The sequence below is a fragment of the Serratia sp. LS-1 genome (assembly GCF_003719595.1).
GTDB lineage: Bacteria > Pseudomonadota > Gammaproteobacteria > Enterobacterales > Enterobacteriaceae > Serratia > Serratia ureilytica.
Window position 1 is genome coordinate 583,011 of sequence record NZ_CP033504.1, and the last position, 26,868, is coordinate 609,878.

The following is a 26,868-nucleotide window of genomic DNA, read 5'->3' on the forward strand; positions in this document are numbered from 1 at the left end:
ATATGTCGATGGCGAATAATCCACGTGCCGGGCAGCCCGCCCGTCAAAGCGATCTGATCAACGTAGCCCAGCTGACGTCGCAGTACTATGTGCTGCAACCGGAAGCCGGCAATGCCGCACATGCGGTGAAGTTTGGCACCTCCGGCCACCGCGGCAGCGCGCAGCGCCACAGCTTCAACGAAGCGCACATCCTCGCCATCGCTCAGGCGATCGCCGAAGTTCGTCATCAGCAGGGCACCACCGGCCCGTGCTACGTGGGCAAAGACACCCATGCACTGTCCGAGCCGGCCTTTATTTCCGTGCTGGAAGTGCTGACCGCCAACGGCGTCGATGTGATCGTGCAGGAAAACAACGGCTTCACGCCAACGCCGGCGGTATCGCACGCCATTTTGTGCCACAACCGCCACGGCGGTGCCCAGGCCGACGGCATCGTCATTACGCCGTCCCACAACCCGCCGGAAGACGGCGGCATCAAATACAATCCGCCGAACGGCGGCCCGGCTGACACCAACCTGACGTCAGTGATCGAAAAGCGCGCCAACGAACTGCTGGCGCAGCAGCTGAAAGGCGTGCAGCGTCAGTCGCTGGACAAGGCCTGGAACAGCGGCCACCTGCACGCCAAAGATCTGGTGCAGCCTTACGTCGAAGGGCTGGTGGAGGTGGTCGACATGCCGGCCATCCAACGCGCCGGCCTGAAGCTGGGCGTGGATCCGCTCGGCGGTTCCGGCATCGCCTATTGGCAGCGGGTGGCGGAACACTACAAGCTGGATCTGACGCTGGTGAACGATTCCATCGATCAGACGTTCCGCTTTATGCACCTGGATCACGACGGCATCATCCGCATGGACTGCTCGTCGGAGTCGGCGATGGCCGGCCTGCTGGCGCTGCGCGACAAATTCGATTTGGCGTTCGCCAACGATCCGGATTACGACCGCCACGGCATCGTCACGCCGAAGGGGCTGATGAACCCGAACCACTATCTGGCGGTAGCCATCAACTACCTGTTCCAGCATCGCCCGCAGTGGGGCGCCGATGTTGCGGTAGGTAAAACGCTGGTGTCCAGCGCGATGATCGATCGCGTGGTGGCCGATCTGGGCCGCAAGCTGGTGGAAGTGCCGGTCGGCTTCAAGTGGTTCGTGGACGGTCTGTTCGACGGCAGCCTGGGCTTTGGCGGCGAAGAGAGCGCCGGGGCTTCGTTCCTGCGCTTCAACGGCCAGCCGTGGTCGACCGACAAAGACGGCATCATCATGTGCCTGCTGGCGGCTGAAATCACCGCGGTAACCGGTGAGAACCCGCAGCATCACTATGACGATCTGGCCAAGCGCTTCGGCGCGCCAAGCTACAACCGCATCCAGGCGCCGGCAACCCATGCACAGAAAGCGGCGCTGTCCAAGCTGTCGCCGGAGATGGTCAAGGCCAGTACGCTGGGCGGGGACCCGATCACCGCACGTCTGACCGCAGCGCCGGGCAACGGCGCGTCGATCGGCGGCCTGAAAGTGATGACCGACAACGGTTGGTTCGCGGCTCGTCCTTCCGGCACCGAAGAGGCTTACAAGATCTACTGCGAGAGCTTCCTCGGGGCGGAGCACCGCGAGAAGATTGAGCACGAAGCGGTCGAGATCGTCAGCGAAGTGCTGGCTTCCGCCAAGTAATCACTTTTCTTGATTGATAAAAAGCGCTGTTTTTACAGCGCTTTTTTTATGGGCGCTATTTAGATATATCTTTTTCACGGCACGCACTTGCGCATTTAGATATATCGATCTAGATTAGCGCTATCGATGCTGTTTAGATATATCTAAACAACCTCGTATTGATGTTCCCAACTAAAGCGAGGTCTCACCTTATGTTTCATCGATTAGGTTTACACCGGCATCATCATCACCATGAATGCGAAGAGGGCCGTCGTCATCGCGGCGGGCGCCATCACTTCGGCGGCGAAGGCGAAGAGCACGGCCGGGGTGGGCGCGGCGGCCGGGGCGGGCGTCATCGTCTGTTCGAACACGGCGATCTGCGCCTGGTGCTGCTGGCGCTGGTGGCGCGCAAGCCCAGTCACGGGTACGAATTGATCAAGGCGATCGAGGAAGCGTCATCCGGCCTGTACGTGCCGAGCCCGGGGGTGATTTACCCCACGCTGACGCTGCTGGAAGAGCAGGATTTCCTCGAACCGCTCACCACCGGCAACGGCCGCAAAAGCTACCGCATCACCGCGGCGGGCGAGGGCGAGCTGCAAAAGCATCAACAGGTGGTTGAGGTCATTCTGGCGCGTCTGGCGGGCGCCGGCCGCGAGCGTCATCGGCACGGCAACCTGGCGGAAGGCATCTACGACGCCATGAACCGTCTGCGCAGCCTGCTGCGCGGCAACGTGATGCGCGCCGATCTTACGCCGCAGCAGGTGGAGCGCATCAACGCCGCGTTGCTGACCGCCGTGGCGGCGATCGAAAGCGAAATGCAGATTCAACCTTCGCAACAGGAGAAGAACTGATGCCCGGCCACCGTTTTAACATTACCGTTGAAGCCCTGAGCGATCGCCAGGGCAATCCCGTCGAGAAAGCGCCGCTGAGTTTTGAAGTGAGCAACCACGACGATATTCTCGAGATCGTCGAGCGCATTCGGGCGCGTGACGATCTGAACTTCGGCCCCGAGCAGAGCGCGGCCTTCGCCGTGGGGTTGAAGCTGTTCTCCGAAGTGATGATCGAAAACCGCAAACACCCGGTGTTCGCTCCGCTGCGCGAGGCGTTTAAGGAATTTATGGTCGGATTGAAGAAGGGCCCGGCGGCGTAAAGGCGCGGCAAACCGCGCCCTCCGGGGTTAAGGCATGAAGCGATAGCCGACGCCGGTTTCGGTCAGCAGGTGTTTGGGCCGGGCCGGATCGGCTTCGAGCTTCTGCCGCAAATGGCCCATGTAGATGCGCAGATAGTGGCTGTGCTCCACGTAGTTCGGCCCCCAGACGTGGCTCAACAGCTGGCGTTGGGTGATCACCTTGCCGGCGTTGGCCAGCAGCTCCGCCAACAGGCGAAACTCGATCGGCGTCAGATGCAGATCTTCGTCGTTGCGCAGCACCCGGCGATTCACCAGATCGACGGTAATCGCCGAAAAGCTCACCAGCGGGCTTTCCTGTTGGCTAGCTGAGTGGCGACGCAGCGCGACCCGCACCCGCGCCAGCAACTCACCGATGCCGAACGGCTTGCTGAGGTAGTCGTCGGCGCCGGCGTCCAGCGCGGCGATCTTGTCCTCTTCGGCGTTGCGCGCCGACAGCACGATCACCGGAATGGCGCTCCACTGCCGCAGATCGCGGATGTAGCTCAGCCCGTCGCCATCCGGCAACCCCAAATCCAGGATGATCAGATCCGGTTTGCGCGTGCCGGCCTCAATCAGCCCCCGCTGCAGCGTTTCACTTTCAAACACCCGCAGGCCTTCGCTCTCCAGCGCGGTGCGCACGAAGCGGCGGATCTCTTTTTCATCTTCAACAATCAGAATGTTGGTTGGCGTTATGCTCACGTTTCCCCTGCGTTGATTACAGATCGAAGGCGTCGCCGTCGATCTCGGGCGGTTTTTCCAGCGGCAGCACGAAGCGGAAGCTGGCGCCGCCGTTGGCGCCGTTTTCCGCCCAGATGCGGCCGTCATGCACTTCAATAATGGCACGACAAATCGCTAACCCCAAGCCGACGCCAGGGATCGCCGACTCTTTATTGCCGCGTGAAAACTTGTCGAAAATCAGCTGCAGCTGATCGGCGGGGATGCCGGGGCCGTTATCCCAGACCTCGACTTCCAGCCACTCGGGCAGCGTGCGGGCGCGAATGCCGATGGTGGCCTCGGCGCCGGCGTATTTATTGGCGTTTTCCAACAGGTTGGTGAACACCCGTTCCAGCAGGCTGCCGTCGCAGTTGACCAGGATCTGTTCCGGCGGCAGATCGACCTCGATCGGATGCTGGCTGAGCAGCGGCTCCAGCATGTGCAACGAAGCGCCGACGATCTCTTCCAGCGACTGCCACTCTTTACGCAGGCTGAAACCGCCGGACTGGATGCGCGCCATATCCAGCAGGTTGTTCACCAGCCGGGTGGTGCTCAGCACCTGCTGGCGGATCTGGCTGGCCTGGGTGGCGTGATTGGAACCTTCGGCCGCCAGGTCCAGCGTGAGAATTTCCGCCTGGCCGAACAACACGGTCAGCGGGGTGCGAAGATCGTGCGACAGCGCCGCCAGCAGCGAGTTGCGCAGCTGTTCGCGTTCGGCGTCCAGCTTGGCTTCTTCGGCGCTGCGCGCCAGGTGCAGCCGTTCCAGCGCGCTGGCGATCAGCACTGCGAAGGTTTGCAGCAGCCGCTGTTGTTCCGGCACCATCAGCTGGCGCAGGTTGTTGGGTTCGATCGCCAACAGGCCGAAGGTCTGTTTGGGGGTATTGAGCGGCAGCAGTTGGTAAGGCACGCCGGGCAGGGTGTCTGTGCCGGCGCCGGCCGGCAAGCCTTTATCGAAACTCCAGCGCGCGATGGCTTCGTCTACCGACAGCAGCCCGCCTTCCTCGCCGATCATTTGCTGCAGCCGGCCGTCTTCCTGCGGCAGCAGCAGCACGGTTTTCGCCTGGAAGCTGCTGGAGAGGAAATGACGGCTGGTGTTGGCGATGTCGGCCACGGTCAGCGCGCGGCTCAGCCCGCGTGACATTTCGTACAGATGGCGCGCCCGCTGCTCGCGATAGCGCGCCACCCGGGCCTGATAACGCACCCCGGCGGTCAGGTTGCCGATGATGATGCCGACGGCGAGCATCACGCCGAAGGTCAGCAGATACTGCATATCGCTGACGGCGAACGACCATTCGGGCTGAACGAAGAACAGATCGAAACTGGCGACGTTGATCACCGCCGCCAGCACCGATGGCCAGCGGCCGAAGAACAGCGCGACGATCGCCACGCCGAGCAGGTAGACCATCACCAGGTTGGCCTGATCGAAGCCCGGCAGCAGCCACTGCGAGAGCAGGGTGATCAGCGCGCACAGCGCCACCGCCACCGCGCAGCCGCGCAGCTGCATGCGCCATTTCTCATTGAAGCTGCGGCCGTCGTGCTCCTTGCCCGGCGGCGGCTGTGCGGCGTCGCTGTCCAGCGCGACGATCACCAGATCGAGATCCGGGCCCAGCCGGCCGAGGCGATCGGCGAAACTGCCGCGCAGCTTCCAGCGCTGCTCGCTGCGGCGGCCGATGATGATTTTGCCGAGGTTATGCTCGCGGGCGTAGCGCAGCACTGCGCGCTCTTCGGACGGATCGGCCAGGGTGGCGGTTTCGGCGCCCAGCTCCTGCGCTAGCCGCAGAGCGCGCAGAATGGCGCGGCGCTGGTTTTCCGGCAGCCGGTGCAGCTTGGGGGTTTCCACGTAGACCGCATGCCAGTGGCAGCCGAGCCGCGCCGCCAGCCGGGCGGCGATGCGCACCAGCTTTTCGTTGCCGCTGTTGTGGCCGACGCACAGCAGAATGCTGTCGCGGGTGTGCCACACTTTCTCGCGCCCCTGGGTGTCGCGAAACTCGCGCATCTGGTCATCGACCCGATCGGCGGTGCGGCGCAGCGCCAACTCGCGCAGGGCGATCAGGTTGCCTTTACGGAAAAAATGCTCGATGGCGCGCTCGGCCTGACCGGGAATATACACTTTGCCTTCGTGCAGCCGTCGGCGCAGATCGTCCGGCGGCAGATCGACCAGCACCACTTCGCTGGCCTCGTCAAACACGTGGTCGGGCACCGTTTCGCGCACCCGCACGCCGGTCACGCCGCCCACCACGTCGTTCAGACTTTCCAAATGTTGTACGTTGACGGTAGTCAGCACGTCGATGCCGGCGTCCAGCAGCTCTTCCACATCCTGCCAGCGTTTGGGGTGGCGCGAACCGTGGGCGTTGCTGTGCGCCAGTTCGTCCATCAGGATCAGCGCCGGATGGCGCGCCAACGCGGCGTCGAGGTCGAATTCATGCACCAGTCGCCCGCGATGCTGGATGCGCTTTTGCGGCAACAGCGCCAGGCCGTCGAGCAGGGCGGCGGTCTCGCTGCGGCCGTGGGTTTCCACCACGCCGACCAGCACGTCCAGCCCCTGGGCGCGCAAACGCTGGGCCTCCTGCAGCATGGCGTAGGTTTTGCCTACGCCGGCGCAGGCGCCGAAGAATACCTTCAACCGGCCGCGCGGTTTTTCATTGGCCAGCGCCAGCAGGCTATCGGGATCGGGACGCTGCTGTTCTTCTTCGACCATGACAATTCCTTGTGTTACCAAGCAAAAAGGGGTTCGGCACGCCGAACCCTATCACTATGCTGAATACGGTGCGTTACTTCAACGCATCCAGCGCCAGGTTCAGCTTCAACACGTTGACCACCGATTCGCCCATGAAGTTGGGCGTGGCCCGATCGGTGTTGTCTTCGATCAGTTTGGCGACCTGTTCCGGCGGCAGATGACGCGCCGCCGCGACCCGCGCCAGCTGATAACGCGCCGCGGCGATCGAGATCTGCGGATCCAGCCCGCTGCCGGAGGCGGTCAGCAGATCCACCGGGATCGGGCCGCTCATGGCCGGATTGGCCTTGCGCAGCTGCGCCGCGCGTTCGGCGATAGCCTTATCCAGCGCCGGGTTGGTGGCCGCCAGGTTGCTGCCGGCGGAGGCCAGTGGATTATAGGCTGAATCGCCGGTCGCCGACGGGCGGCCCCAGAAATAGTCGGCGCGCGTGAAGTTCTGGCCGATCAGCGCGGAGCCGACCGCTTTGTCGCCCTGGTACAGCAGCGAACCGTTGGCCGCGCCCGAAAACAGCAGCTGCGCCAGCCCGGTGGTCAGCAGCGGATAGGCGATGCCGGTGAGCAGCGTCAGCAGGATCAACATCACCAGCGCAGGTCGTAAATATGTCATGTTCATTTCCCTCAATGGTTAACCGGCGACGTGCAGCGCGACCAGGATCAGATCGATCAGTTTGATGCCGACGAACGGCACCAGCAGACCGCCGACCCCGTACAGCCACAGGTTGCGGCGCAGTAGAGCCGCGGCGCTCATCGGTTTGTAGCTCACCCCTTTCAGCGCCAGCGGGATCAGAAACACGATCACCAGGGCGTTGAAGATCACCGCCGACATGATGGCGGAGGCGGGGGAGTGCAGGTGCATCACGTTCAGCGCGTTCAGCTGCGGATAGGTGGCCGCGAACGCCGCCGGAATGATGGCGAAGTACTTGGCCACGTCGTTGGCGATGCTGAAGGTGGTCAGCGAACCGCGCGTCATCAGCATCTGTTTGCCGATATGCACCACTTCGATCAGCTTGGTCGGGTTGGAATCCAGATCGACCATGTTGCCCGCCTCTTTGGCGGCCTGGGTGCCGGAGTTCATCGCCACCGCCACATCGGCCTGCGCCAGCGCCGGGGCGTCGTTGGTGCCGTCGCCGGTCATCGCCACCAGACGGCCTTCCGCCTGATATTGGCGGATCAGCGCCAGTTTGGCTTCCGGCGTGGCTTCCGACAGGAAGTCGTCCACCCCGGCTTCGGCGGCGATCGCCGCCGCGGTCAGCGGGTTATCGCCGGTGATCATCACCGTTTTGATGCCCATCTTGCGCAGCTCATTGAAGCGCTCTTTGATGCCGCCCTTGACGATATCCTTCAACGCCACCACGCCCAGCACCCGGGCGCCTTCCGCCACCACCAGCGGCGTGCCGCCGGTGCGCGCCACGCTTTCCACCAGATCGTCCACCGCCCGCGGGAAGTGCCCCTGATTGGTTTCGACGTGACGGCGAATGGCGTCCACCGCGCCTTTGCGGATCATGCGCTCCTGCACGTTGACGCCGCTCATGCGGGTCTGGGCGGAGAAGGGCACGAAGGTGGCGTTCAGCGCCTGCAGATCGCGCTCGCGCAGGTTAAAGCGCTGTTTGGCCAGCACCACGATGCTGCGGCCTTCCGGCGTTTCGTCCGCCAGCGAAGCCAGCTGCGCGGCGTCCGCCAGCTCTTGCTCTTTCACGCCCGGCGCCGGCAGGAACTCCGAAGCCTGACGGTTGCCCAGCGTTATGGTGCCGGTTTTATCCAGCAGCAGCACGTCCACGTCGCCGGCGGCTTCCACCGCGCGGCCGCTGGTGGCGATCACGTTGGCGCCGAGCATGCGGCTCATCCCGGCCACGCCGATGGCGGACAGCAGACCGCCGATGGTGGTGGGGATCAGGCAAACCAGCAGCGCGACCAGCACGGTGATGGTGACCACGCTGCCGCTGCCGGCCGCCTCGACGCTGTATTGCGAGAACGGGAACAGGGTGGCGGTAGCCAACACGAACACGATGGTCAGCGCCACCAGCAGGATGGTCAGCGCGATTTCGTTCGGCGTTTTGCGGCGCTTGGCGCCTTCCACCATGGCGATCATGCGATCGAGGAAGGTTTCCCCCGGGTTGACGCTGCACTGCACCACCAGCCAGTCGGACAGCACGCGGGTGCCGCCGGTGACCGAGGAGAAGTCCCCGCCGGATTCGCGGATCACCGGGGCGGATTCCCCGGTGATGGCGCTTTCATCCACCGAGGCGCCGCCCTCCAGCACTTCGCCGTCGCACGGAATGGTGTCGCCGGCTTCCACCAGCACGATATCGCCTTTGCGCAGGCTCTCGGCGGCCACTTTCTCCGTGGCGCCGTCGCGGCGCGGGCCGGCCAGTTTTTTCGCCCAGCTGGTTTTCTTGGTGCCTTTCAGGCTTTCCGCCTGGGCCTTGCTGCGGCCTTCGGCCAGCGCCTCGGCGAAGTTGGCGAACAGCACGGTGAACCACAACCACAGGGAGACGCTGCCGGTAAAGGCGGCGGCACCGTCGGTTTGGCCGGCGAGGATCGCCAGCCAGATGGCGGTGGTCAGCAGGCTGCCGATATACACCACGAACATCACCGGGTTGCGCCATTGAACGCGAGGGTCCAGTTTTTTCACCGCATCGATCAGAGCGGTGCGCACCAGAGCCGGTTCAAACAGCGCGCGTTGTTTGCGAGTCATCTCTTATTCTCTCTCTGTGACGTCTGTTAGTTTGCCAACCAAAGCTGCAAATGCTCGGCCACCGGGCCCAGCGCCAGCGCCGGCACGAAGGTCAGCGCGCCCACCAGCAGCACGGTGCCGATCAGCAGGCCGATAAACAGCGGCCCATAGGTCGGCAGGGTGCCGTTGCCCGCCGGCTGGCGTGGCTTGGCGCTCAGCGAACCGGCGATCGCCAGCACCGGCAGGATCACCCCGAAGCGGCCGACGAACATGGCGAAGGCCAGCAGCAGGTTGTAGAACGGCGTATTGACGCTCAAGCCGGCGAAGGCGCTGCCGTTGTTGTTGGCGGCGGAGGACAGGGCATACAGCACTTCGCTGAAGCCGTGGGCGCCCGGATTGAGGATGCCGGCGCGGCCCGCGTCGGTGCCGATGGCCAGCGCGCTGCCCAGCAACACCAGCGTCGGCGTGACCAGGATCGCCAGCGCGGTCATCTTCATGTCGTAAACGTCGATCTTCTTGCCCAGATATTCCGGGGTGCGGCCGATCATCAGACCGGCGATAAATACGGTCAGCAGCACGAACAGCAGCATGCCGTACAGGCCGGAGCCGACGCCGCCGAACACCACTTCACCGATCTGCATCAGCCACATCGGCACCATGCCGCCCAGCGCGGTGAAGGAGTCGTGCATGGCGTTGACCGCCCCGCAGGACGCGGCGGTGGTCACCACCGAGAACAGGCTGGTGGCGAGAATGCCGAAGCGCGACTCTTTGCCTTCCATATTGATGTTGCTGTCGGCGCCCAGCGCGCTCAGGTGCGGGTTGCCCGCCAGCTCGGCGTACATCACCACCACCACCGCCACCACGAAGATCAGCGCCATCGCCCAGATCAGCGCGTGGCCCTGACGGTTTTCACCGGCCAGTTGTCCGAAAGAGAAGCACAGCGCGCAAGGGATCAGGAAGATGGCCAGCATCTGCACGAAGTTGGTCAGCACGGTCGGGTTTTCGAACGGGTGCGCCGAGTTGGCGCCGAAGAACCCCCCGCCGTTGGTGCCGAGCATCTTGATCGCTTCCTGCGAGGCGACCGGCCCCATCGGCAGCGTCTGCTGCGCGCCTTCGAGCGTGGTGACGTGCAGGTAAGGCAGGAAGTTTTGCAGCGTGCCCTGGCTGACGAAGAACAGGGCGATCAGCAGCGCGATCGGCAGCAGCACATACAGCGTGATGCGGAACAGATCGGCCCAGGCGTTGCCGACGGTCTTGCCGGCGCGGCGGGTAAAGGCGCGGATCAGCGCAAAGGCCACGGCGATGCCGGTGGAGGCGGAAACGAAGTTCTGCACCGCCAGCCCGGCCATCTGGCTGAAATAGCTGAGGGCGCTTTCACCGCTGTAGGCTTGCCAGTTGGTGTTGGTGACGAAGCTGACGGCGGTGTTGAGCGCCAGATCCCAGGAGAGGCCAGGGAAGCCTTGCGGGTTGAGCGGCAGCGAGCCCTGCGCCATCAGCAGGGCGAACAGCAGCGCCAGGCCGAGCAGGTTAAACGCCAGGATCGCCAGCGCGTACTGCCACCAATTCATCTCGGTGGGGCGGATGCCGCAGGCGCGCCAGACGCCGGCTTCCACTGCGCGCAGCGCAGGCAGCGGCTCACCTTCGATCAGGCGCGCCATAAAACCGCCCAGCGGCCGTGCCAGCAGCAGAAGCACCAGCAGGAAACTGGCGATCAGTAAAAAGGCTGAAGCCGCCATCAGAAATCCTCCGCGTTAAACAGGGCGTAGACCAGATAGGCCAACAGCAGCAGAACCAACAGCGCACCACCAATAACGCTGAAACTCACGGGACACCTCCAGAGGTGTTGTTTTTGATAGAGGCAGTGTAGGGAGCGGGGTAGAAAGAAGATGAAAAAATCGCGCGGGCGGGTGTAAAAAAAGTATAAAAATGGCTGAAATTTCAGCAAAAATTGAGCATTTCAACCAGCAGGTTGGCGGCGAGATTGCGCCTGATGAGTGAATAAGCAAGGGCAGAGGCGTGGCAGCAGGAACCGGATAATAACCACAACGTAACCAATGTTAAGTTAAAAATTAACTTGGTTGTAACAAAATTACGAATCGCCGCGGTGATTAGCGATTTTTTGTGCGATTTAGTGGTCGGATGAGTAGTAAACTTTCATCAAGTGCGCTAAAATTTTGTCCAGTTACCAAATTACCGATTGTTCATTTGATACGCCCACGCCGTTTTCCCTGACAAATCAACGGCAGGCGTTTTTAAGGAGGTTCGCATGTCTACGACCTATCACGCTTATTCACTGCATCGGATTCTCCTGCGCCGCAGCGCAGTGGTGATCGCGGGCATTTTGGCCCTGCCGGTGATGCTGTTCCGCAGCGATCGCGGGCGTTTTTACAGCTACCTGCATCGCGTCTGGTCAAAAACCAGCGATAAGCCGGTCTGGCTGCAGCAGGCGGAACTGGCGTCCTGCGACTTCTACTGAGTCACTGCCGACTCACGAACAACCCTCGCCCTGCGGCGGGGGTTTTTTTATGCCCCAAGCCCGCTGCCGTCCAGCGCAAGGTCGTATTTGGCAAGCCATTCTTCTACACTTTCCCCATCGACCAACACCACGAGAGAACGGTATGAGTGACAAGATCCCTATCGGCATCAGCGCCTGTTTACTGGGCGACGCGGTGCGTTTCGACGGTGGCCACAAGCGGCTGGCCTTCGCGGTGGAACAGTTGGCGCCCTATGTGCGCTTTGAGCCCGTTTGCCCGGAAATGGCGATCGGCCTGCCCACGCCGCGCCCGGCGCTGCGCCTGGTGAAACAGGCGCAGCCGTGGCCGGCGATGCGCTACAGCAACGACGCCGGCGTGGATCTGACCGAGGAGATGCGCAGTTTCTCCGCGCAGCGCGTGGCCGCGTTGCAGCACCTGTGCGGCTATATCGTCTGCGCCAAGTCGCCGAGCTGCGGCCTGGAGCGGGTGCGGGTCTACAGCGAGAACGGCAAGGACTCGCGTAAAAACGGCGTCGGGCTGTTTACCGCCGAGCTGCTGCGCCAGATGCCGTGGCTGCCGGTGGAAGAGGATGGGCGTTTGCAGGATGCGGCGCTGCGGGAAAACTTTATCGAGCGAGTGTACGCGCTGTATGAGTTGAACATGCTGTGGCGTCAGGGGCTGACCCGCGGCGGGCTGATCGCGTTTCACAGCCGCTACAAGCTGTCGCTGCTGGCGCATTCGCAGCCGGCGTACCGCGAACTGGGGCGTTTCGTCGCCGACATTCATCGCTGGGACTCGCTGGAAGACTTCGCCGTGGAGTACCGCAGTCGCCTGATGGCGCTGTTGGCGCACAAGGCGACGCGCCGCAACCATACCAACGTGCTGATGCACGTGCAGGGTTACTTCCGCCGCCAGCTCAGCGCGGCGCAGCGCCAGGAGCTGGCGCACCTGATCGACCGCTACCGGCAGGGCATGCAGCCGCTGCTGGCGCCGATCGCCTTGCTTAAGCATTACATGGCGGAATACCCCGACAGTTATTTGGCGGAACAACGCTATTTCGAACCTTATCCGGAGGCGCTGCGTTTGCGTTACGGCCATTGATTGACAAGGGAATTTTATGACCACGCATCTGGTCTGGTTGCGTAACGATCTGCGTATCACCGACAACAAAGCGCTGCACGCTGCCTGCAGCGATCCCAAAGCCCGGGTGCTGGCGGTGTTTATCGCCACCCCGCAGCAGTGGCGGGAACATGAGATGGCGCCGCGGCAGGCGGCGCTGATCCACGCCAGCCTGCGGGCGGTACAGCAGGCGCTGGCGCAAAAGGGCATTGCGCTGCATTGCCATGCCGGCACGGACTTTGCCGCGTCGATCGACTGGCTGGCGGAGTATTGCCGGCGAGAGCAGGTGGACGCGCTATTTTACAACCGCCAGTACGAACTGAATGAACGGCGACGCGATGCGCGGCTGGAGCAGCAGTTGAATGGACGGGTAACGTGCCACGGTTTTGATGACAGTCTGCTGTTGCCGCCGGGCAGCGTGCTAACCGGCGGCGGCGAGATGTACAAGGTTTATACGCCGTTTCGCAACGCCTTCATTCAGCGCCTGACTGAGTCCGACGTGAGCTGCCTGCCGGCGCCGAAGATCCGTGCCGATGGCGCGTTGCCTGCGCCTGAAGCGCCGGCGGCGTTCGATTATCCCGCGGCGGACATCGGGGGTGATTATCCCGCCGGTGAGGAGGCCGCGCTGCAGCGGCTGCGCGTCTTTTGCCGTGAGCAGGTGCAAGATTACCTCCGGCAGCGCGATCTGCCCGCCCTCGCCGGCACCAGCAGCCTGTCGCCCTATCTGGCGATCGGTGCGCTGTCGCCGCGCCAGTGCTTCAACCGCCTGCGCGCCGAATGCCCGCAGCTGCTGGAAGATCGCGAGAGCGGCGCTTTCGCCTGGCTGAACGAGCTGATTTGGCGCGAGTTCTACCGCCATCTGCTGGTGGCCTATCCCGAGCTGTGTCGCCATCGGCCGTTTATCGCCTGGACGGACAAGGTGAGCTGGTGCGATGACGCGGCGAAGCTGCAGGCCTGGCAGCGGGGCGAAACCGGCTATCCGATCGTTGATGCCGCCATGCGCCAACTGAATGCCACCGGCTGGATGCACAACCGGCTGCGCATGATCAGCGCCAGTTTTCTGGTGAAAGATCTGCTGATCGACTGGCGCGCCGGGGAGCGCTATTTCATGTCGCAATTGCTGGACGGGGAGCTGGCGGCCAACAACGGCGGCTGGCAGTGGGCGGCCTCCACCGGCACCGACGCCGCGCCGTATTTCCGCATCTTCAACCCGACCACCCAGGGTGAACGTTTTGATCCACAAGGCACTTTTATCCGTAAATGGTTGCCGGAACTGGCGGATGTGCCCGACAATGACATCCATCATCCCCATCGCTGGGCGGAAAAGCAGCGATGCCCGCTGAACTATCCGCTGCCGATCGTCGATCACAAGCAAGCGCGTGTAGAGACGCTGGCGGCGTTCGAGGCGGCAAAACGGGGAGAGTCTTGAGGCAACTGCAAGGAGCGACGTAATGATGAAAAAGGTGCTGGCCCTGTGTCTGAGCGGCTATTCCGCGCTGGCGATCGCCGGCTTTGACGTGGTGGCGCTGGGCGTCGACGGCGGCGTCAGCGACGGCAACCTGACCTCTTATCTGATCCGCAGCGATAATCAGCCGCAGTATGTGGCGCTGGACGCCGGCTCGCTGCTGCCGGGCATCGCCAAAGGGCTGGAGAAGGGCAGTTTCCCGCAGGTGACCCCCGAGCTGGCCGCGCCTTATACGCCGCAGGGCTATGTGTTCCGGCAGTTGATCGGCGGCTATTTCATCAGCCACGGCCATCTGGACCACGTGGCGGGGCTGATCGTCGGCTCGCCCGAGGATAATAAAAAAACCGTTTACGCCCAGGCGGACACCGTGCTGACCCTGCGCAACCATTACTTCAACTGGAAGGCCTGGCCGAACTTTACCGACGCCGGCAACGGTTCGCGGCTGGGCACCTACCGGCTGCAAACGGTGCGGCCGCAGCAGCGCTTTACCCTCGGCCTGACCGGGTTGACCGGCGTGATGTACCCGCTCAGCCACGATCGCTACCCGTCGTCGATGCTGCTGATTTCCAACGGCAACGAGTTCTTCGCCTACTTCGGCGATACCGGGCCGGACAAGGTGGAGCAGTCGCGCGATCTCGATGCCGTGTGGCGCGTGCTGGGGCCGCTTGTCGAGCAGAAAAAGCTCAAGGGCATGATTATCGAAACCTCTTACCCTAACGGGGTGGAGGACAAACATCTGTACGGCCATCTGACGCCGGCCTGGCTGCTGAAGGAGCTGAAGAACCTGACGCAGTACAGCGGCGGCGAAGGCTCGCTGAACGGTCTGCCGGTGGTGATCAGCCACATCAAACCGAGCCTGAAGCAGGGCGAAGACGCGCGCGCCACCATTGCGCAGCAGCTGGCGCAGGGCAACGATCTGGGGGTGAAATTCATCCTGATGGCGCAGGGCGACCGGCAGACATTTTGACTATGAAGAGAGAAGAGAATGCGTAACCTCGATCTGGAACAACTGATCAACACGGAACTGAACGCCGCGGCGTTTCAGGACTATGCCCCCAATGGATTGCAGGTGGAAGGGCGCCCGCACGTGCAGCGCATCGTGACCGGCGTCACCGCCTGTCAGGCGCTGTTGGACGCCGCGGTGGCGCATCAGGCCGACGCGATCATCGTGCACCACGGCTATTTCTGGAAAAACGAGGCGCCGGCGGTGCGCGGCATGAAGCGCAACCGCCTGAAAACGCTGTTGACCCACGACATCAATCTGTACGGCTACCACTTGCCGCTGGACGCGCATCCGGTGCTGGGCAACAACGCGCAGCTGGCGCAGGCGCTGGGCATTCGGGTGATTGGCGACGTCGAGCCGCTGGTGCCGCACGGGGAATTCGAACAGCCGCTGACCGGCGAAGCGCTGCAACAGCGCATCGAAAGCCGACTGGGGCGCGCGGTGCTGCACTGCGGCGATAACGCGCCTGAGCATATTCGCCGAGTGGCCTGGTGCACCGGCGGCGGCCAGGGCTTTATCGACAGCGCGGCGCGCTTCGGCGTCGATGCTTTCATCAGCGGTGAAGTGTCTGAGCAGACCATTCACAGCGCGCGCGAAATGGGCGTGCATTTCTTTGCCGCCGGCCACCACGCGACCGAGCGCGGCGGCGTGAAAGCGCTGGGGGAATGGCTGGCTCAGCACCACGGTTTTGATGTGACCTTTATCGATATCCCGAATCCCGCCTGATTTTTTTCTACGTCGGATCCAGCCCGGCCTGCGCGCCGGCTGAATCCTTTTACCGCGCTATTTCCTTATTTTCCTTATGGTTGCGTTCTATTGACAGCCGGGGCTGCGTCACGCATAACTGGTGTGTTTTTCAGCGCGATAATAATAAGGAGAATAAGGGTGCAACAAGCGCGTTATTACCTTTTAGGTGAAAGAGCGGTAGTGCTTGAACTGTCACCGCCGGTGACGTTGCCGAGCCAGCAGCGCATCTGGGCGCTGGCGGAAAAGCTGAATCATCATCCTGACGTGCGGGAAGTGGTGCCGGGAATGAACAACCTGACGCTGCTGTTGCATACGCCGCAGGCCGACGCCGAAGCGATGCTCGCGTTACTGCAGCAGGGGTGGGAAAGCAAAGAGCGCCTGACGCCGGAGTCGCGTCAGGTGGATATTCCGGTGGTCTACGGCGGGGAGCAAGGCCCCGATCTGGATGACGTGGCGCGCCATACCGGCATGACGCCGCGGCAGGTGGTGGAATGCCACGCGGCGGCGGCTTACGTGGTCTATTTTCTCGGCTTTCAGCCGGGCTTCTCCTATTTGGGCGGCATGCCGGAAAAACTGGCGACGCCGCGCCGCGCCGAACCGCGTCTGGCTGTGGCGGCCGGCTCTGTCGGTATCGGCGGCGGCCAGACCGGCATCTATCCGCTAGCGACGCCCGGCGGCTGGCAACTGATCGGCCGCACGCCGCTGGCGTTGTTCAATCCCCATGAAATGCCGCCGACGCTGCTGCGCCCGGGCGATAGCGTACGCTTTGTGCCGCAGAAGGAGGGCGTATGCTGATTATTCTGCGCGCCGGCATCTATACCACGGTGCAGGATTTGGGCCGTGAAGGATTTCGCCGTCTGGGCATCAGTACCGGCGGCGCGTTGGATCAACCGGCGCTGAAGATCGCCAACCTGCTGGTGGGCAACGCGCCGGAGGCCGCCGGGCTGGAGATCACGCTCGGCCAGTTCAGCGCCGAGTTTACCCGTCCCGGCTGGATCGCCCTGACCGGCGCCGGCTGCGACGCGCAGCTGGACGGTAAGCCGCTGTGGACCGGCTGGCGCTACCCGGTGAAAAAGGGGCAGCGTCTGGTGCTGGGCACGCCGAAGCGCGGCATGCGCAGTTATCTCGCGATCGCCGGCGGTATCGCCGTGCCGGAAATGCTGGGCTCGCGCAGCACCGACATGAAAGCCGCTTTTGGCGGGTGCGAGGGGCGTAATCTGAAGGACGGCGATCGGTTGCCGCTGGGCAAATCCACCGCGCTGCCGCAAACCCGCTGTGGCGTGAAGCAGTTGCTGTTTACCAATCGCATCCGTGCGTTGCCGGGGCCGGAGTACGCCGAATTCAGCGAAGAGGCGCAAGATGCGTTTTGGCGCGTCGCCTGGCAGCTCAGCCCGCAGAGCAACCGCATGGGCTACCGTCTGCACGGCGGCACGCCGCTGGCACGCACCACCGACAGAGAGATGCTGTCGCACGGCCTGATGCCCGGCGTGGTGCAGGTGCCGCACAACGGCCAGCCGATCGTGCTGATGGCCGATGCGCAAACCACCGGCGGTTACCCGCGCATCGCCTGCGTGATCGAAGCCGATCTTTACCATTTGGCGCAGATCCGTCTCGGCGAACCGATCCATTTCGTTCTCTGTTCACTGGCCGAGGCGCAGCGCGCCAAGGCCGAGCAGGATCTTTTCCTTCGACAGATTGCCTGGGGGTTACATGATCGTTGATTTGAACGCCGATCTCGGCGAAGGCTGCGCCAACGACCAGGCGCTGTTGCAATTGGTGAGTTCGGCCAACATCGCCTGCGGCTTCCACGCCGGCGATGCGCAGACCATGCGTCAGTCGGTGCGCTGGGCATTGCAGTACGGCGTGGCGATCGGCGCCCACCCGAGTTTTCCCGATCGGGAGAATTTCGGCCGCACTCGCATGCAGCTGCCGCCGGAAACGGTGTACGCGCAGGTGGTGTATCAGCTCGGGGCGCTGGCGGCCATCGCCCGCGCCGAGGGCGGGGTGATGGTGCACGTTAAGCCGCACGGCATGCTGTACAACCAGGCGGCGGTTGAGCCGGCGCTGGCGGAAGCCATCGCCCGGGCGGTGCAGGCGGTCGATCCGGCGCTGCGGCTGGTGGGGCTGGCCGGCAGCGAGCTGATCCGCGCCGGGCAACGGCTCGGTCTGACCACCCGGCAGGAGGTGTTCGCCGATCGCGGTTATCAGGCCGACGGCACGCTGGTGCCGCGCGGTTTGCCGGGGGCATTGATCGAGGATGACGAACAAGCGCTGGCGCAAACCCTGGAGATGGTGCGCCATCACCGGGTGCGCAGCGTCGATGGCGTTTGGACCGCCGTACAGGCGGAGACCGTCTGCCTGCACGGGGACGGCGAGCATGCGCTGGCGTATGCGCGCAAGCTGCGGGACAGTTTTGTTCAACAGGGCATCCGCGTCAGCGCAGAGCAGTAAAGCAAGACACAACATCACAAACAAAAAATTATTAGAAAATATCGAGGGAAGACTATGGAACAGGCCGTGAATCTCTGGCCACTGATCGGCATCGCCGCGATCGTGGTCGGGTTTGTATTGCGTTTCAATCCGGTGCTGGTGGTGATCGCCGCCGGCATCATCACCGGTCTGGCGGCGCTGATGCCGCTGGACGTCATTCTGGAAAAGCTCGGCGAGGGCTTTCTCAACACCCGCAACCTGCCGCTGATCCTGCTGCTGCCGCTGGCGGTGATCGGCCTGCTGGAGCGCCACGGGCTGAAAGAGCGGGCGCAGGCGTGGATCGCCAAGATCAAAAGCGCCACCGCCGGCCGTTTGCTGATCGTGTACCTGTTCGTGCGCGAGATCACCGCGGCGATGGGGCTGACCAGCCTGGGCGGGCATCCGCAGATGGTGCGGCCGCTGCTGGCGCCGATGGCGGAAGGGGCGACGGAAAACCGCTACGGCGAGCTGCCGGAGCGCACCCGCCACCGCCTGCGCGCCATGTCGGCCGCTACCGACAACGTCGGGCTGTTCTTCGGCGAGGATATCTTCGTCGCCTTCGGTGCGATCATCTTCATGCATAACTTTATGCTGGAGTCCGGCGGCATTCAGACCGAGCCGCTGCATATCGCGCTGTGGGGCATTCCGACCGCCATTTTCGCTTTCCTGATCCACGCGTTCCGGCTGTATCGGATGGATAAACAGCTGAGCGCCGAGCTGGCGCAGCTGAATCAGGCGGCGCTGCAGGCGAAGGGGGAAGCGCGATGAACTTCCAGCAACAATACCTTTACTGGCTGGCCGGCGCGGTGCTGCTGATTGTGGCGGTGATGTCCTTGCGCGATCGCGCCAACCCGCGCCGCATCACCACCGGGCTGTTTTGGGGGCTGTACGGCCTGGTATTCCTGGTCGGCGACTGGACTTATCGCCTGCTGGGCGATGTACTGGGCGAGGGCAGTAACGAAAAACGCATGCTGCATATCATCGTTGGCGCGGTGGTGGTGGTGATGGCCCTGATTGCCGGCTTCGGCGGCGTGCGCCTCGGCAGCTATCACCAGCGGACGCCGCAGGAGCGCGAGGCGAGCGCCAAGCGCCTGGGCAACAAGCTGTTCATTCCCGCGCTGGCGATCCCGGTGGTGACGGTGGTCGGCGTGCTGCTGTTCAACAACGTGCCGGCGTTGCAAAACGCGGTATTCGGCAGCGGTAACCACGCGACGCTGATCACCCTGTTCTCGATGACCGTCGGCTGCCTGATCGGGTTGGCGATCGCGGTGACAATGACCCATGAGAAGGCGCTGCAGCCGATACAGGAAGCGCGGCGCCTGCTGGATTCGATCGGCTGGGCGTTCATTCTGCCGCAGATCCTCGCCACGCTGGGGCTGCTGTTTACCGTCGCCGGCGTTGGCACTGCGATCTCGCATTTGACCCAGGAATATCTGGCGGTCGATAACCGTTTTATCGCCGTGGCGGTCTACGCTATCGGTATGGCGGTGCTGACCATGGTGATGGGCAACGCCTTCGCCGCTTTCCCGATCGTTACCGCCGGCATCGGCATTCCGATCCTGGTGTTGCAGCACGGCGGCAACCCGGCGGTGATGGCGGCGATCGGCATGTTCTCCGGCTATTGCGGCACCCTGATGACGCCGATGGCGGCGAACTTCAACATTGTGCCGGCGGCGCTGCTGGAGTTGCCGGACAAGAATGCGGTGATCAAGGCGCAGGTGCCGACCGGCGTGCTGCTGCTGTTGGTTAACGTGTTCCTGCTGTATTTCCTGATGTTCCTGTAGGAGTAAGGATGCAAAAAGTATTGATTACCGGCTTCGAGCCGTTTGGCGGCGAGCGCCTCAATCCCTCCTGGGAAGTGGTGAAGCAGCTCAACGATATGGAACTGGTGGGCACGCGTATCGTGGCGCGCCAGTTGCCGTGCGTGTTCGGGGCCGCGCTGGAGGCGCTCAATGCGGCGATCGACGAGGTGCAGCCGGTGATGGTGCTGGCTATCGGCCAGGCCGGCGGCCGCACCGATATCACGATTGAACGGGTGGCGATCAACGTCGACGATGCGCGTATTCCCGACAATCAGGGGCAGCAGCCGGTGGATGAGCCGATCGTCGCCGGCGGTCCGGCGGCCTATTTCAGCACTTTGCCGATCAAAGCGATGGTGAGTTCGATGCGCGAGGCCGGCATTCCGGCCGCCGTTTCGCAGACTGCCGGCACCTACGTGTGCAACCATGTGATGTATGGGCTGCTGCACCGTTTGAGCGGCCAGCGCGAGGTGAAGGGCGGTTTTATCCATATCCCGTATCTGCCTGAGCAGGCGGCGGCGCACCCCGGCGCGCCGAGCATGGCGGCTTCGACGGTGCTGTTTGCGCTGGAGCTGGCCGTTTCCATCGCTTTGCAGGTGGAACACGATCTGAAAGTGGTGGGCGGCGCGACGCATTAATCAAGAGAATCCCCGGCGCATCGGGCTGCGCCGGGTCTACGCAAGGAGTGGTCTATGCCGGAAGGACCGGAGATCCGCCGGGCGGCGGACAAACTGGCGGCGGCGGTGATCGATCAGCCGCTGACCGCCGTCGATTTCGCTTTTCCCCAGTTGAAGCACTACCGCCAGCATTTGCTCGGCGAGCGCATCGTCGCCATCGAGCCGCGCGGCAAGGCGCTGTTGACCCACTTTTCCAATGGGCTGACGATGTACAGCCATAACCAGCTGTACGGCGTATGGAAAGTGGCGGCGGCGGGAGAGACGCCGGAGACCAAGCGCGATCTGCGGGTGCGGCTGGAAACCGCTCGCAGCGCAATATTGCTCTACAGCGCGTCCGACATCACCGTCGGGCCGCGCGAGGAGATAGAACAGCACCCGTTCCTGCAACGCATCGGCCCCGACGTGCTGGACATGTCGTTGACGGTGGATGAGGTGCAGGAGCGTTTGCTGACGCCGCGTTTTCGCCGCAGGCAGCTGGGCGGCATGCTGCTCGACCAGGCGTTTCTCGCCGGATTGGGCAATTATCTGCGCGCCGAAATTCTGTGGCAGGCCGAACTGGCGCCGCAGCACAAACCGCAGGATCTGGTGCCGGAAGCGCTTTGGCGTCTGGCGGAGGCGCTGCTGGCGGTGCCGCGTCTTTCCTATCAGACGCGTGGGCAGGCGGATGAGAACCGCCATCACGGCGCGCTGTTTCGCTTCAAGGTGTTTCATCGCAGCGGCGAGCCCTGTGAGCGCTGCGGCGCGATGATTGTGCGCACCGACCTGTCGTCGCGGCCGTTTTATTGGTGCCCGGGCTGCCAGAAATAAGCAAAAAAAAACGCCGCCCGAAGGGGCGGCGCTGTGCGGTTTCAGCCGGGGAAGCGGCTTACTTGGTTTTCAGCTGGGATTTGAAATCACGCTCGGCATAGCCGGTGTACAGCTGACGCGGACGGGCAATTTTGATGCCTTCGTCGTGCATTTCGTTCCAGTGCGCGATCCAGCCGATGGTGCGCGCGATGGCGAAGATCACGGTGAACATGGAAGAAGGAATGCCCATCGCCTTCAGGATGATGCCTGAGTAGAAGTCGACGTTCGGGTACAGTTTCTTCTCGATGAAGTACGGGTCGTTCAGCGCGATGTGCTCCAGCTCCATCGCCACCTGCAGCAGGTTGTCGTCCTTCTTGTTCAGCTCTTTCAGCACTTCGTGACAGGTCTCGCGCATCACGGTGGCGCGCGGATCGTAGTTCTTGTACACGCGGTGGCCGAAGCCCATCAGGCGGAAGGAGTCGTTCTTGTCCTTGGCGCGCTTGATGAATTCCGGAATGTGATCGACGGTCTTGATCTCTTCCAGCATTTTCAGCGCCGCTTCGTTGGCGCCGCCGTGCGCCGGCCCCCACAGGGAGGCGATGCCGGCCGCGATGCAGGCGAACGGGTTGGCGCCGGAAGAGCCGGCGGTGCGCACGGTCGAGGTAGAGGCGTTCTGCTCATGGTCGGCGTGCAGGATCAGGATGCGATCCATGGCGCGTTCCAATACCGGGTTCACCACGTACTCTTCGCACGGGGTGGCGAACATCATGTGCAGGAAGTTGCCGGCATAGGACAGATCGTTGCGCGGATAAACGAACGGCTGGCCCAGGGAGTATTTGTAGCACATCGCGGCCACGGTCGGCATTTTGGACAGCAGACGGAACGCGGTGATTTCACGGTGACGCTCGTTGTTGACGTCCAGCGCATCGTGGTAGAACGCCGCCAGCGCGCCGGTCACGCCGCACAGCACCGCCATCGGGTGCGAGTCGCGACGGAAGCCACGGAACAGATGGGTGATCTGGTCGTGGATCATGGTGTGACGGGTTACGGTCGTTTTGAAGGTCTCGAACTCTTCCGGCGTCGGGGTCTCGCCGTACAGCAGGATGTAGCACACTTCCAGGTAGGAAGATTCTTTCGCCAGCTGTTCGATAGGGAAGCCGCGGTGCAGCAGCACGCCTTTGTCGCCGTCGATGAAGGTAATCTTGGATTCGCAAGAAGCGGTGGAGGTAAAGCCGGGATCAAATGTGAAATAACCTTTGGAACCCAGAGCGCGGACATCGAGGACATCAGGGCCAAGTGTCGGTGTCAATACGCCCAGTTCGATCGGAGCTTCGCTGTCGTTAATGGTTAGCGTCGCTTTCTTATCAGTCATTTACTGTCTCCTTAGCGCCTTATTTTAAAAACCACTAACAACTGAAATACCTTAAATCTCTGCAGGTTGCCCGCAAAAAATGGTGCGGACGCTAACTCTGTGAGCGACTGCGCAACTGTGCGCGGGTAGGGTACAGAGTGCTGACCAGGCGAACGAGACGGGTGACCAGTTGTTAACGATTCAGAGTAATTCGTTATAGTCTGTTAATCTTACCTATGAGCTGTTCGAAGAGATGTGAACCTATCCCAATAAACTGTTTTTATTTGCTTTATTTGCTTTTTGACGCCGGCAAAATCGAGCGGGAAACAACGGCTATTGGGATAGGTTCGCCAAATACACTGTTGCATAACTCGAACCCGGGGGGAAGTGTATCTGCTGACCCGTAGCGCATCATAGGACCGTTTGTGCCCCTATATGTAATGGAAATGTTGATCTCTTGTCAAATCAGATAATTAATTTTGCACTAATTGTGAAATCCGTGATCTGAATCACTGTTCGGGGGAAATGTTATCAAAGCGGTTGTATGAGAATTGTAATCAGAATGTGATCCTCCTATACTGCCGCCAGGTCTCCGGATTACCCTGAAGTAGGAGCACCCAGCGTTATAAATGCGCGCCGTTTGAGCACAGAGGATGTTGATGTTTGAGCGCGTGACGTGTAAGGGTTTTAGGCTCTTAACGCTGTCTGATCCCCGCCCAGGCCCGGAGGAAGGAAAATAATAAGAGCTGTGTGGGCAAATACGTGAAAAAACAACGACCTGTCAACTTGGATCTGCAAACGATCCGGTTCCCCGTAACTGCGATAGCGTCTATCTTACACCGAGTCTCTGGCGTAATTACCTTCGTTGCCGTGGGTATCCTCCTCTGGCTGCTGGGCCTGTCACTCTCTTCCCAAGAGGGGTTCCTGCAGGCGGCCGCCATCATGAATAGCTTCATCGTCAAATTCATATTCTGGGGCATCCTCACGGCGCTGGCCTATCACATTTGCGGTGGCATCCGTCACTTGTTAATGGATTTTGGCTACATCGAAGAGAGTTTGGCCGCCGGCACCCGTTCCGCCCAGGTGGCGATCGGTCTGACCGTCGTGCTGTCAGTTCTGGCTGGAGTCCTCGTATGGTAAACAACGTTTCTGCATTAGGGCGCAACGGCGTGCACGATTGGCTGCTGCTGCGTGCTTCCGCTATCATCATCACCCTGTACGTCCTGTATATCCTGGGCTTTTTCGTCACGGCTCCGGAACTCACTTATGACATCTGGCGCGGTTTCTTCGCCACTTCCATTACGAAAGTGTTCACTCTGCTGACCTTGCTGTCGATTCTGGTTCACGCCTGGATCGGGCTGTGGCAGGTGCTGACGGACTACGTCAAGCCGCTGGCGGTTCGCCTGGTGTTGCAGCTGGCTGTCGTGGTCGCGTTGCTGGTCTATTTACTGTACGGAACAATCGTAGTGTGGGGTGCTTAAATGAAACTGCCAGTCAGAGAGTTTGATGCCGTCGTAATCGGCGCCGGCGGTGCGGGCATGCGTGCCGCGCTGCAAATTTCCCAAGCGGGCTCGACCTGTGCCCTGCTGTCCAAAGTTTTCCCGACCCGTTCCCATACCGTGTCCGCCCAGGGCGGCATTACCGTCGCGCTCGGCAACAGCCACGAGGACAACTGGGAATGGCATATGTACGACACGGTGAAAGGTTCCGACTATATCGGTGACCAGGACGCCATCGAATATATGTGTAAAACCGGCCCGGAAGCGATTCTGGAACTGGAACACATGGGTCTGCCGTTCTCTCGCCTGGACGACGGCCGCATCTATCAGCGTCCGTTCGGCGGCCAGTCGCTGAACTTCGGCGGCGAGCAGGCGGCGCGTACCGCCGCCGCAGCCGACCGTACCGGCCACGCGCTGCTGCACACCCTGTACCAACAGAACCTGAAAAACCACACCACCATTTTCTCTGAGTGGTATGCGCTCGATCTGGTGAAAAACCAGGACGGCGCGGTGGTCGGCACCACGGCTATCTGCATCGAAACCGGTGAAGTGGTTTACTTCAAAGCCAAGGCCACCGTGCTGGCGACCGGCGGCGCAGGCCGTATTTACCAGTCCACCACCAACGCCCACATCAACACCGGCGACGGTGTCGGCATGGCGCTGCGCGCCGGCGTGCCGGTGCAGGACATGGAAATGTGGCAGTTCCACCCGACCGGCATCGCCGGCGCGGGCGTGCTGGTGACCGAAGGCTGCCGCGGCGAAGGTGGTTACCTGCTGAACAAGCACGGCGAGCGCTTCATGGAGCGTTATGCGCCGAACGCCAAAGATCTGGCGGGGCGCGACGTGGTTGCCCGTTCGATCATGATCGAAATCCGCGAAGGCCGCGGCTGCGACGGTCCTTGGGGCCCGCACGCCAAGCTGAAGCTGGATCACCTGGGCAAAGAGGTGCTGGAATCCCGTCTGCCGGGCATTCTGGAGCTGTCCCGCACCTTCGCGCACGTCGATCCGGTGAAAGAGCCGATCCCGGTTATCCCAACCTGTCACTATATGATGGGCGGCATTCCGACCAAGGTGACCGGTCAGGCGCTGACCGTAAACGAGAAAGGCGAAGACGTGGTGATCCCGGGGTTGTTCGCCGTGGGCGAAATCGCCTGCGTATCGGTGCACGGCGCCAACCGTCTGGGTGGCAACTCGCTGCTGGACCTGGTGGTGTTCGGCCGTTCCGCCGGCATGCACCTGCAGGAATCGTTGGAAGAGCAGGGCGTGAGCCGTGACGCCAGCGACTCCGACGTGGAAGCTTCGCTTGATCGTCTGAACCGTTGGAACAATACCCGTTCCGGCGAAGACCCGGTCGAAATTCGCAAAGCGCTGCAGTCTTGCATGCAGCACAACTTCTCGGTATTCCGCGAAGGCGATGCGATGGCCAAGGGCCTGGAAGAACTGAAAGTGATCCGTGAACGTCTGAAGAACGCACGCCTGGACGATACCTCCAGCGAGTTCAACACCCAGCGCATCGAGTGCCTGGAGTTGGATAACCTGATGGAGACCGCGTATTCCACCGCCGTGTCGGCCAACTTCCGTACCGAGAGCCGTGGCGCACACAGCCGCTTCGACTACCCGGAACGCGATGACGCCAACTGGCTGTGCCATTCGCTGTATCTGCCGCAATCGGAAAGCATGACGCGTCGTGAAGTGAACATGCAACCGAAGCTGCGCCCGGCATTCCCGCCGAAAGTGCGTTCTTACTAATTGCGGAGATCGACAGATGAAACTCGAATTTTCCATTTATCGCTACAATCCGGATGTCGACGACGCGCCGCACATGCAGGACTACACCCTGGAAGCGGAAGAAGGCCGTGACATGATGCTGCTGGATGCGTTGATCCAGCTGAAAGAAAAAGATCCGACCCTGTCGTTCCGTCGCTCATGCCGCGAAGGCGTGTGCGGTTCCGACGGCCTGAATATGAACGGTAAAAACGGCCTGGCGTGCATCACTCCGGTTTCGTCGCTGCGCAAAGGCAACGGCAAGATCGTGATCCGTCCGCTGCCGGGGCTGCCGGTGGTGCGCGATCTGGTGGTGGATATGGGGCAGTTCTACACCCAGTATGAAAAGATCAAGCCATACCTGCTGAACGACGGCAAGAATCCGCCGGCGCGTGAGCACCTGCAGTCGCCGGAACAGCGCGCCAAGCTGGACGGTCTGTACGAGTGCATCCTGTGCGCCTGCTGCTCGACTTCTTGCCCATCGTTCTGGTGGAACCCGGACAAGTTCATCGGGCCTGCCGGTCTGTTGGCGGCGTATCGCTTCCTGATCGACAGCCGTGACACGGAAACGCAAGAACGTTTAGATGATCTGGACGATGCTTTTAGTGTTTTCCGCTGCCATAGCATTATGAATTGTGTCAGTGTATGTCCTAAAGGCTTGAACCCGACGCGTGCGATCGGGCATATCAAGTCCATGCTGCTGCAACGCGGCGCATAAACGGAATGAGATGCTGCGCCGGGCTCTTTTCCGGCGCACATCCCATAGGGGAGGGAACCTCTAAAAACTGACCCGC

The 26,868-nt window shown here is 62.1% G+C and carries 26 protein-coding genes; 19 read left to right on the forward strand and 7 right to left on the reverse strand.

Going from position 1 to position 26,868, the window contains the following annotated elements; all coding sequences use genetic code 11:
- The first annotated feature begins 8 nt into the window (after positions 1 to 8).
- The 3 genes from pgm to EDY99_RS02850 all read left to right on the forward strand — a co-directional run bounded on the left by pgm (position 9) and on the right by EDY99_RS02850 (position 2,781).
- Complete coding sequence (gene pgm / locus EDY99_RS02840) at positions 9 to 1,652, forward strand: phosphoglucomutase (alpha-D-glucose-1,6-bisphosphate-dependent) (RefSeq protein WP_047025831.1); 1,644 nt, start codon at positions 9 to 11, stop codon at positions 1,650 to 1,652.
- A 191-nt stretch (positions 1,653 to 1,843) separates the two neighbouring features.
- Complete coding sequence (locus EDY99_RS02845) at positions 1,844 to 2,482, forward strand: PadR family transcriptional regulator (protein WP_033642180.1); 639 nt, start codon at positions 1,844 to 1,846, stop codon at positions 2,480 to 2,482.
- Positions 2,482 to 2,781: a DUF3861 domain-containing protein gene (locus EDY99_RS02850; RefSeq protein WP_033642181.1), complete on the forward strand. Its 300-nt coding sequence runs from the start codon at positions 2,482 to 2,484 to the stop codon at positions 2,779 to 2,781. The genes EDY99_RS02845 and EDY99_RS02850 overlap by 1 nt, the downstream gene beginning before the upstream one ends.
- 27 nt (positions 2,782 to 2,808) lie before the next feature.
- Here EDY99_RS02850 and kdpE read toward each other — a convergent pair whose 3' ends face one another.
- The 6 genes from kdpE to EDY99_RS02880 all read right to left on the reverse strand — a co-directional run bounded on the left by kdpE (position 2,809) and on the right by EDY99_RS02880 (position 10,746).
- Complete coding sequence (gene kdpE / locus EDY99_RS02855) at positions 2,809 to 3,498, reverse strand: two-component system response regulator KdpE (protein WP_033637458.1); 690 nt, start codon at positions 3,496 to 3,498, stop codon at positions 2,809 to 2,811.
- Positions 3,499 to 3,514: 16 nt separating this feature from the next.
- The gene (gene kdpD, locus EDY99_RS02860; RefSeq protein WP_042783854.1) at positions 3,515 to 6,211 is read right to left on the reverse strand and encodes a two-component system sensor histidine kinase KdpD; all 2,697 of its coding nucleotides are present in this window, start codon (positions 6,209 to 6,211) and stop codon (positions 3,515 to 3,517) included.
- Positions 6,212 to 6,284: 73 nt separating this feature from the next.
- The gene (kdpC, locus tag EDY99_RS02865; protein ID WP_089197673.1) at positions 6,285 to 6,854 is read right to left on the reverse strand and encodes a potassium-transporting ATPase subunit KdpC; all 570 of its coding nucleotides are present in this window, start codon (positions 6,852 to 6,854) and stop codon (positions 6,285 to 6,287) included.
- Positions 6,855 to 6,872: 18 nt separating this feature from the next.
- Complete coding sequence (gene kdpB, locus EDY99_RS02870) at positions 6,873 to 8,942, reverse strand: potassium-transporting ATPase subunit KdpB (protein WP_033642184.1); 2,070 nt, start codon at positions 8,940 to 8,942, stop codon at positions 6,873 to 6,875.
- Positions 8,943 to 8,968: 26 nt separating this feature from the next.
- The gene (gene kdpA, locus EDY99_RS02875) at positions 8,969 to 10,657 is read right to left on the reverse strand and encodes a potassium-transporting ATPase subunit KdpA (RefSeq protein WP_033642186.1); all 1,689 of its coding nucleotides are present in this window, start codon (positions 10,655 to 10,657) and stop codon (positions 8,969 to 8,971) included.
- Complete coding sequence (locus EDY99_RS02880; protein ID WP_016928742.1) at positions 10,657 to 10,746, reverse strand: K(+)-transporting ATPase subunit F; 90 nt, start codon at positions 10,744 to 10,746, stop codon at positions 10,657 to 10,659. The genes kdpA and EDY99_RS02880 overlap by 1 nt, the downstream gene beginning before the upstream one ends.
- 441 nt (positions 10,747 to 11,187) lie before the next feature.
- Between EDY99_RS02880 and EDY99_RS02885 the strand changes: the two genes are divergently transcribed.
- From EDY99_RS02885 to nei, 12 genes are all read left to right on the forward strand, one after another.
- A complete protein-coding gene (locus tag EDY99_RS02885) occupies positions 11,188 to 11,397 on the forward strand; it encodes a YbfA family protein (protein WP_004939916.1) in 210 nt (69 codons plus the stop codon).
- A 142-nt stretch (positions 11,398 to 11,539) separates the two neighbouring features.
- Positions 11,540 to 12,496: a DUF523 and DUF1722 domain-containing protein gene (locus EDY99_RS02890; protein ID WP_033651168.1), complete on the forward strand. Its 957-nt coding sequence runs from the start codon at positions 11,540 to 11,542 to the stop codon at positions 12,494 to 12,496.
- 16 nt (positions 12,497 to 12,512) lie between these two features.
- Positions 12,513 to 13,943, forward strand: coding sequence for a deoxyribodipyrimidine photo-lyase (gene phrB, locus EDY99_RS02895; protein WP_123061445.1), 1,431 nt, complete (start codon positions 12,513 to 12,515; stop codon positions 13,941 to 13,943).
- Between the two features lie 22 nt (positions 13,944 to 13,965).
- Complete coding sequence (locus EDY99_RS02900; protein ID WP_123061446.1) at positions 13,966 to 14,946, forward strand: MBL fold metallo-hydrolase; 981 nt, start codon at positions 13,966 to 13,968, stop codon at positions 14,944 to 14,946.
- 18 nt (positions 14,947 to 14,964) lie between these two features.
- A complete protein-coding gene (locus EDY99_RS02905; RefSeq protein WP_016928738.1) occupies positions 14,965 to 15,708 on the forward strand; it encodes a type 2 GTP cyclohydrolase I in 744 nt (247 codons plus the stop codon).
- 159 nt (positions 15,709 to 15,867) lie between these two features.
- The gene (pxpB, locus tag EDY99_RS02910) at positions 15,868 to 16,524 is read left to right on the forward strand and encodes a 5-oxoprolinase subunit PxpB (RefSeq protein WP_096242011.1); all 657 of its coding nucleotides are present in this window, start codon (positions 15,868 to 15,870) and stop codon (positions 16,522 to 16,524) included.
- Complete coding sequence (gene pxpC / locus EDY99_RS02915; protein WP_123061447.1) at positions 16,518 to 17,450, forward strand: 5-oxoprolinase subunit PxpC; 933 nt, start codon at positions 16,518 to 16,520, stop codon at positions 17,448 to 17,450. The genes pxpB and pxpC overlap by 7 nt, the downstream gene beginning before the upstream one ends.
- Complete coding sequence (gene pxpA, locus EDY99_RS02920; protein WP_004939906.1) at positions 17,440 to 18,180, forward strand: 5-oxoprolinase subunit PxpA; 741 nt, start codon at positions 17,440 to 17,442, stop codon at positions 18,178 to 18,180. Before pxpC ends, pxpA begins: the two co-directional genes overlap by 11 nt.
- 54 nt (positions 18,181 to 18,234) lie before the next feature.
- Positions 18,235 to 18,966, forward strand: a complete 732-nt coding sequence (locus EDY99_RS02925; RefSeq protein ID WP_016928734.1) for a DUF969 domain-containing protein — start codon at positions 18,235 to 18,237, stop codon at positions 18,964 to 18,966.
- On the forward strand, positions 18,963 to 19,982 hold the full coding sequence (locus EDY99_RS02930; protein WP_033642193.1) for a DUF979 domain-containing protein: 1,020 nt from the start codon (positions 18,963 to 18,965) through the stop codon (positions 19,980 to 19,982). Before EDY99_RS02925 ends, EDY99_RS02930 begins: the two co-directional genes overlap by 4 nt.
- 8 nt (positions 19,983 to 19,990) lie before the next feature.
- A complete protein-coding gene (gene pcp, locus EDY99_RS02935; RefSeq protein ID WP_016928732.1) occupies positions 19,991 to 20,635 on the forward strand; it encodes a pyroglutamyl-peptidase I in 645 nt (214 codons plus the stop codon).
- A 54-nt stretch (positions 20,636 to 20,689) separates the two neighbouring features.
- Entirely contained in the window at positions 20,690 to 21,481 is a 792-nt protein-coding gene (nei, locus tag EDY99_RS02940; protein ID WP_123061448.1) for an endonuclease VIII, read from the forward strand.
- A 58-nt stretch (positions 21,482 to 21,539) separates the two neighbouring features.
- On the opposite strand, the gene EDY99_RS02945 is transcribed toward nei, so the two are convergent.
- Positions 21,540 to 22,832 carry a citrate synthase gene (locus tag EDY99_RS02945; protein WP_033642196.1) on the reverse strand — a complete coding sequence of 431 codons (1,293 nt, stop codon included), beginning with the start codon at positions 22,830 to 22,832 and terminating at the stop codon, positions 21,540 to 21,542.
- A gap of 729 nt (positions 22,833 to 23,561) precedes the next feature.
- Here EDY99_RS02945 and sdhC point away from each other — a divergent pair.
- From sdhC to EDY99_RS02965, 4 genes are read left to right on the forward strand one after another with little or no spacing between them, the layout of a single operon-like run.
- Complete coding sequence (gene sdhC, locus EDY99_RS02950) at positions 23,562 to 23,951, forward strand: succinate dehydrogenase cytochrome b556 subunit (RefSeq protein WP_004939893.1); 390 nt, start codon at positions 23,562 to 23,564, stop codon at positions 23,949 to 23,951.
- A complete protein-coding gene (sdhD, locus tag EDY99_RS02955; RefSeq protein WP_004939891.1) occupies positions 23,945 to 24,292 on the forward strand; it encodes a succinate dehydrogenase membrane anchor subunit in 348 nt (115 codons plus the stop codon). The genes sdhC and sdhD overlap by 7 nt, the downstream gene beginning before the upstream one ends.
- Complete coding sequence (gene sdhA, locus EDY99_RS02960; RefSeq protein WP_015376974.1) at positions 24,293 to 26,059, forward strand: succinate dehydrogenase flavoprotein subunit; 1,767 nt, start codon at positions 24,293 to 24,295, stop codon at positions 26,057 to 26,059. It begins immediately after the preceding gene.
- 16 nt (positions 26,060 to 26,075) lie between these two features.
- The gene (locus EDY99_RS02965; protein ID WP_015376975.1) at positions 26,076 to 26,792 is read left to right on the forward strand and encodes a succinate dehydrogenase iron-sulfur subunit; all 717 of its coding nucleotides are present in this window, start codon (positions 26,076 to 26,078) and stop codon (positions 26,790 to 26,792) included.
- The last annotated feature ends 76 nt before the right edge of the window (positions 26,793 to 26,868 follow it).

Excerpts from the sequence above, each read along its gene's own strand:
- pgm (WP_047025831.1), top strand. The coding sequence starts at position 9 with ATGGCGAATAATCCACGTGCCGGGCAGCCCGCCCGTCAAAGCGATCTG.
- EDY99_RS02845 (WP_033642180.1), top strand. The coding sequence starts at position 1,844 with ATGTTTCATCGATTAGGTTTACACCGGCATCATCATCACCATGAATGC.
- EDY99_RS02850 (WP_033642181.1), top strand. The coding sequence starts at position 2,482 with ATGCCCGGCCACCGTTTTAACATTACCGTTGAAGCCCTGAGCGATCGC.
- kdpD (WP_042783854.1), bottom strand. The coding sequence starts at position 6,211 with ATGGTCGAAGAAGAACAGCAGCGTCCCGATCCCGATAGCCTGCTGGCG.
- kdpC (WP_089197673.1), bottom strand. The coding sequence starts at position 6,854 with ATGACATATTTACGACCTGCGCTGGTGATGTTGATCCTGCTGACGCTG.
- kdpB (WP_033642184.1), bottom strand. The coding sequence starts at position 8,942 with ATGACTCGCAAACAACGCGCGCTGTTTGAACCGGCTCTGGTGCGCACC.
- kdpA (WP_033642186.1), bottom strand. The coding sequence starts at position 10,657 with ATGGCGGCTTCAGCCTTTTTACTGATCGCCAGTTTCCTGCTGGTGCTT.
- EDY99_RS02885 (WP_004939916.1), top strand. The coding sequence starts at position 11,188 with ATGTCTACGACCTATCACGCTTATTCACTGCATCGGATTCTCCTGCGC.
- EDY99_RS02890 (WP_033651168.1), top strand. The coding sequence starts at position 11,540 with ATGAGTGACAAGATCCCTATCGGCATCAGCGCCTGTTTACTGGGCGAC.
- phrB (WP_123061445.1), top strand. The coding sequence starts at position 12,513 with ATGACCACGCATCTGGTCTGGTTGCGTAACGATCTGCGTATCACCGAC.
- EDY99_RS02900 (WP_123061446.1), top strand. The coding sequence starts at position 13,966 with ATGATGAAAAAGGTGCTGGCCCTGTGTCTGAGCGGCTATTCCGCGCTG.
- EDY99_RS02905 (WP_016928738.1), top strand. The coding sequence starts at position 14,965 with ATGCGTAACCTCGATCTGGAACAACTGATCAACACGGAACTGAACGCC.
- pxpC (WP_123061447.1), top strand. The coding sequence starts at position 16,518 with ATGCTGATTATTCTGCGCGCCGGCATCTATACCACGGTGCAGGATTTG.
- pxpA (WP_004939906.1), top strand. The coding sequence starts at position 17,440 with ATGATCGTTGATTTGAACGCCGATCTCGGCGAAGGCTGCGCCAACGAC.
- EDY99_RS02925 (WP_016928734.1), top strand. The coding sequence starts at position 18,235 with ATGGAACAGGCCGTGAATCTCTGGCCACTGATCGGCATCGCCGCGATC.
- EDY99_RS02930 (WP_033642193.1), top strand. The coding sequence starts at position 18,963 with ATGAACTTCCAGCAACAATACCTTTACTGGCTGGCCGGCGCGGTGCTG.
- pcp (WP_016928732.1), top strand. The coding sequence starts at position 19,991 with ATGCAAAAAGTATTGATTACCGGCTTCGAGCCGTTTGGCGGCGAGCGC.
- nei (WP_123061448.1), top strand. The coding sequence starts at position 20,690 with ATGCCGGAAGGACCGGAGATCCGCCGGGCGGCGGACAAACTGGCGGCG.
- EDY99_RS02945 (WP_033642196.1), bottom strand. The coding sequence starts at position 22,832 with ATGACTGATAAGAAAGCGACGCTAACCATTAACGACAGCGAAGCTCCG.
- sdhD (WP_004939891.1), top strand. The coding sequence starts at position 23,945 with ATGGTAAACAACGTTTCTGCATTAGGGCGCAACGGCGTGCACGATTGG.
- sdhA (WP_015376974.1), top strand. The coding sequence starts at position 24,293 with ATGAAACTGCCAGTCAGAGAGTTTGATGCCGTCGTAATCGGCGCCGGC.
- EDY99_RS02965 (WP_015376975.1), top strand. The coding sequence starts at position 26,076 with ATGAAACTCGAATTTTCCATTTATCGCTACAATCCGGATGTCGACGAC.